The 4089-nt window shown below is 64.6% G+C and carries 3 protein-coding genes; all 3 read right to left on the reverse strand.

The window, feature by feature from the left end; translation table 11 throughout:
- Positions 1-135: 135 nt before the first annotated feature.
- Positions 136-2232 (reverse strand): DUF6571 family protein, encoded by a 2097-nt coding sequence (locus DRB06_RS13605; protein WP_108968561.1) that lies wholly within the window; start codon positions 2230-2232, stop codon positions 136-138.
- A 55-nt stretch (positions 2233-2287) separates the two neighbouring features.
- Entirely contained in the window at positions 2288-2662 is a 375-nt protein-coding gene (locus DRB06_RS13610) for a hypothetical protein (RefSeq protein WP_108968559.1), read from the reverse strand.
- 239 nt (positions 2663-2901) lie between these two features.
- On the reverse strand, positions 2902-3420 hold the full coding sequence (locus DRB06_RS13615) for a flavodoxin (RefSeq protein WP_108968557.1): 519 nt from the start codon (positions 3418-3420) through the stop codon (positions 2902-2904).
- Between the last annotated feature and the right edge of the window lie 669 nt (positions 3421-4089).

Here is a 4089-nt window from a genome sequence, read left to right on the forward strand (position 1 = left end):
CACCAGCAACCCCCGCCACGACGAGCGCCAAGATCAACACAACCACAACGACGCGACGCCGAGCGCCATGGCGGGGCTGGGAACCGGGGCCCAGGGGGAACCCGGGTGCCGGGGTCGAGTCAGCTCCATCGCGCTTCACCACTCCTCACCACCATAAGCATCCTTAAAATCGTCGGTGCTGGTCCAAGTCCTTGCGCCGCCGTCGACACTGATCTGATCAAGGGCGTTTGCTACGTCGGGGCTGTTTCCTGCGCCGTCGGTGACCCAGGTATAAAAGCCTCTGTACTGTTCGTCTGTTTCTAGTGTGATGCGGTGGCCGCCGTTGGCGTCAACGGAGTACCACGAGGTGGTGGCAGGGTCGGGCGGATCGTTTATAAGCCCCGCGTTGAACGCATTGGTGTAGGCAGCTCCGAGTAGCACCGAGGGGTCGTTCGCTCCGGTCACATCAACCGTAGGCGAGCCTTCGAGACTCAAGCTGGCGTTGGCTAGTGTTGCGGGGACGTTGACACCGGGAACCAGTGACAGCAGGGTGGTTGCGGCAGTGGCGCCGTTATAGGCGCTGTCGGCATGCTCTTGACCTAGCACCGTGAGCAGAGCTAGAACACTGCCCTCGTTGTTGTAGTAGCGCCTAATAGTGTCTGTGGAGAGACCGTCCTCTGTCGCAGCCAAAGAAGTGTGCGCGGCGGTGTAGGCGGTGGTGCCCCGGGCAATTTCGTAGACGGCCTCGGGTGACGTAGACGCTTCGTATAATAGGTGGGCGATTGCATTATTCATCGCCTTCTGATCGTGACCCCAATTAGTTAGTGAGGCGCCAAGGTCGTTGCGGCTGGATGCAGCATCACCGCGAGTTGCCAAACCAATGACTTCGGGTCCGCAGTTTCCGAGCATGATGCCGATGTTGTGTTTGGTTTGCCCACGTGCCGGGATGTCTTGTGCCTCGAGGATGGTGATGCCGTTTGCCGTGGCCCAGGCGGCGCGTCGGCTGTTTTCGGTGCCGACTGGGGTGCCGGTGTTGTCTGCCGATGGGGCTCGTGAGGCGGAGGCGGCGGCGAAGACAGCTGATAGGCCTTCCATACTCAGGTCTGTCCATTTCCGGTTGGCTAGCATCTCCATGCGTTGATTGTCTTGTGCCGAGGGCGCCCAGAGGCCGTCTTCGCTGTTCCAGTCCTCTGGGGCAAGGTAGGCCAGTGACGCCTCGGTGTTGCGGGCCATGCCGTTGAGGACGGCCGCCAGCGGGTCGGTGGTGTGGTCGGGTAGGTACTTGTCCGCATAGTCATCGGTCCCGTAGTTGCCGCTGTGCCATGTGACGCCCTTGGGTTCGGCGGGCCAGTCCTCAATAGTCTCCATCAGCTCGGCCAGACCGACTAGGAAATCGGTGTCGTAAACGGTGCCGTCAGCTGTGAGGTAGGCGTCCAGCACGGTGGCGCGGCCCTCGTGCCCCTTTTCCGTGACGGCGTTGTAGATGGACGATGCGAGCGAGTACTGGTGTGGGGAGGATGGAGATGAGACGGAGGGCTGGTAGGAGGTCTCGTCGTAAAGGCTGGAGGCGGCACACATGACATGCCCGAAGGTTTCCACCATCCGGTTGATGATCTCCGGCTGTGATTGGAAGGCGTAGTTGGTGTCCTTTTGCGCTTCCAGTGGGGCATCGAGCATGTTGTCCACGCCCATGGTCTGGCAGAACGCCAGGCCGTAGGTGGGGATGTCGCGGTGCTTGTCGATTTGGTCGAGGATCTCCTCGGGGGTGCGGCCTTGGGAGGAGGTGCCGTTGGCGAGTGCTTCTTGGAGTTCGGTGGCTTCGGCCTTGGCGGTCTCTACTGACCCGGTGTTGTAGGCGTGGACGTTGTCGGCGGTGTCCATGTTGCGCCAGTAGGCGGCTTCGTCGGTGGTGCCTGGGGGTGGGTCGGGCAGGTAGTAGGTCAGGGTGCCGTCGGGGTTGGCCATGGTGATGCCGGACTCGTTGATGTCGATGGCTTCCTGGCGGCGCGAGCGCAGCTCCTCGGCGAGATCGCGCATGGTGGATGCGTAGGCCGCCATGGTCCCCGATCCGGGCCCCGGGATCAGGAAGCCGGGCAGTACCTGGGTTGCGTCGACCACGGACTGCACCGGGTCGTGGTAGTAGGCGCTGGTCTGGTTGATGCCGTTGCGTTCGTGGTCGATCGCTTCGGCGCGGTCTTCGAGGTTGCTGATGACCGTTTGCATCTTGTCGGTGTCGATCTTGATGAAGGCCATGGGGCTTGGCTCCGTGCTTTGCGGGTGGTTCAGAGGGATGCGGGGCAGGGGGTGGTTAGGTGAGGGGCCATCTGGCAAGGGCGGAGTCCTCGGGAACCATGTCCAGCCCGGCGTCGTAGAAGGCGTTTTCCGCGTCGGTCAGGTCGGAGACGATGTCGCCGATCGCGTCGTAGGCGCCGGAGTCGGCGGTGTCGATGTCGGTGCGGTAGTCGTCGGCTACCGGCGAGGTCCACACGTTCTCGTTCAGTCCGGCGTCGAAGGTCTCACTGTGCTGGCTGGTGGAGTCCGTGGTAGAGGCGGGCTCCCAGGCGTCCAGGCGGTAGCGTGAGCCCTGTGCGTAGTGCTTGACCTCTCGAATTGCCTCCAGTTTGCGGTTGGGCGCCATGCGGACGTCATCATCGTCGGCGTCGTAGGTGGGGGAGGACGGCATCGGGGTCTCAACTCTCAGATCGTATCGGGCAGGGGCAGGTGCGCGGGTAGCGGGCTGCACTCTCGGCAACGGCCTCAACCTACCCCACACATCACGCCCCCGTCACGATACGACAAGAGCGGTCGCCAGCCGTACGCCGGCACAGACGGACGACTGCCCGATGACGCCGATAGGCGGGACGTCGGCCTTGTGGCCCGGGCTTCGTCGGCTTAGACATATGCCGTCGGGGTCCATTGCCCCTATGCGTCGACCCCGAGCCGCTCCAGCCAGCGGCGCACGCCGGCGGCATCAATGTTCGCCTCCAGGCGGGTGCCGGGCCTCCAGTCGCCGGTGCTGGACAGAGCGGCAAGATCGCGGGCGCTGGCGCCGACCGGGGAGGAGAACGAGGTGCAGAACGGGATCACGGTCTTACCCGTGAAGTCATTGTTCTTCACGAATTCGTTCATGACCCAGGAGGCCTCACCCCACCAGATGGGGTAGCCGACCAGCACGACGTCGTAGCCGGCGAATCCATCCGGGGTGTCCTGCACCAGCGCCACGTGACGCAGGCTGTGGTCGACGTGCTCGCGCGAGACCCGGCTGCGCGGGTCGTTGTAGTCCAGTTCGGGCTCGGAGTAGGCCTCGGTGGGGGACAACACGAAGGCGTCGGCTCCGAGCGCACGGGTAATGGTCTCCGCCACGCGGCGGGTGTGCCCGTGGGCGGAGTAGTGCACGACGAGCGTCTTGGGTTGGGAATCAGAGGTGTTACTGGTGGGCATTCGAACTCCAATCGTCGGCAAGCGATTATACGGTCGGTTATGCGTCCTATACCGGCGTTTCGTGTTTGGGGGTGTGGCTGGTGGTGTGTTCTGGTTGGCCTGAGAACGAGTTCTGCCGAGGACGACCTCTCCCGCGCCCGCGCGCAGCCTCACGTGCCCGAAGGCCATCTCCCGTGCTCGAGGGCGGCCTGCCCGTGGACGGCCTGCGGCTCCCGGAGGCGACCTGCCGGGTCCGAGGGGGGCCTGCCGCGTGGTGGTTCCGTGCGGCCGCATCCTCAAGCTCGAGTGCGAAGCGCTGGTCGGCGCTGGTTTCTGACCTTGGGGTGTGGTTTACGACTCCGGGGTGGTCGTGATTCGCACCCCAAGGTCGTAAATCGACATGACGGCCGTCTCACGGGAGCGCAGCCGGCCGGGGAATACGGGCCCCGCCAACCCCGGGCCACGGGGGCGGGTCCCCGTCCCTGAAGCCCAGGCCCACGCCGCCGGGCGCGGGCCGGGCGCTGACCCGCACCGCCGGGCGCGGGTCAGGTGGACTGCCGAGTGCGGCGTCGGAGGGCTCTGGCACGTGGGCCGTCATTGGTCGGCGTCAGGGCGCGGCGTGATGGGGTGGTGTCGTGGGGTGGACGGTTCGTGTGTTCCGGTGACGGTTCGTCAGGTAGCAGTAACGGT

It is taken from the genome of Actinomyces sp. Z5, assembly GCF_003287795.1.
GTDB lineage: Bacteria > Actinomycetota > Actinomycetes > Actinomycetales > Actinomycetaceae > Actinomyces > Actinomyces glycerinitolerans.

Coding starts and splice junctions, on each gene's coding strand:
- DRB06_RS13610 (WP_108968559.1), bottom strand. CDS start 2,662: ATGCCGTCCTCCCCCACCTACGACGCCGACGATGATGACGTCCGCATG.
- DRB06_RS13605 (WP_108968561.1), bottom strand. CDS start 2,232: ATGGCCTTCATCAAGATCGACACCGACAAGATGCAAACGGTCATCAGC.
- DRB06_RS13615 (WP_108968557.1), bottom strand. CDS start 3,420: ATGCCCACCAGTAACACCTCTGATTCCCAACCCAAGACGCTCGTCGTG.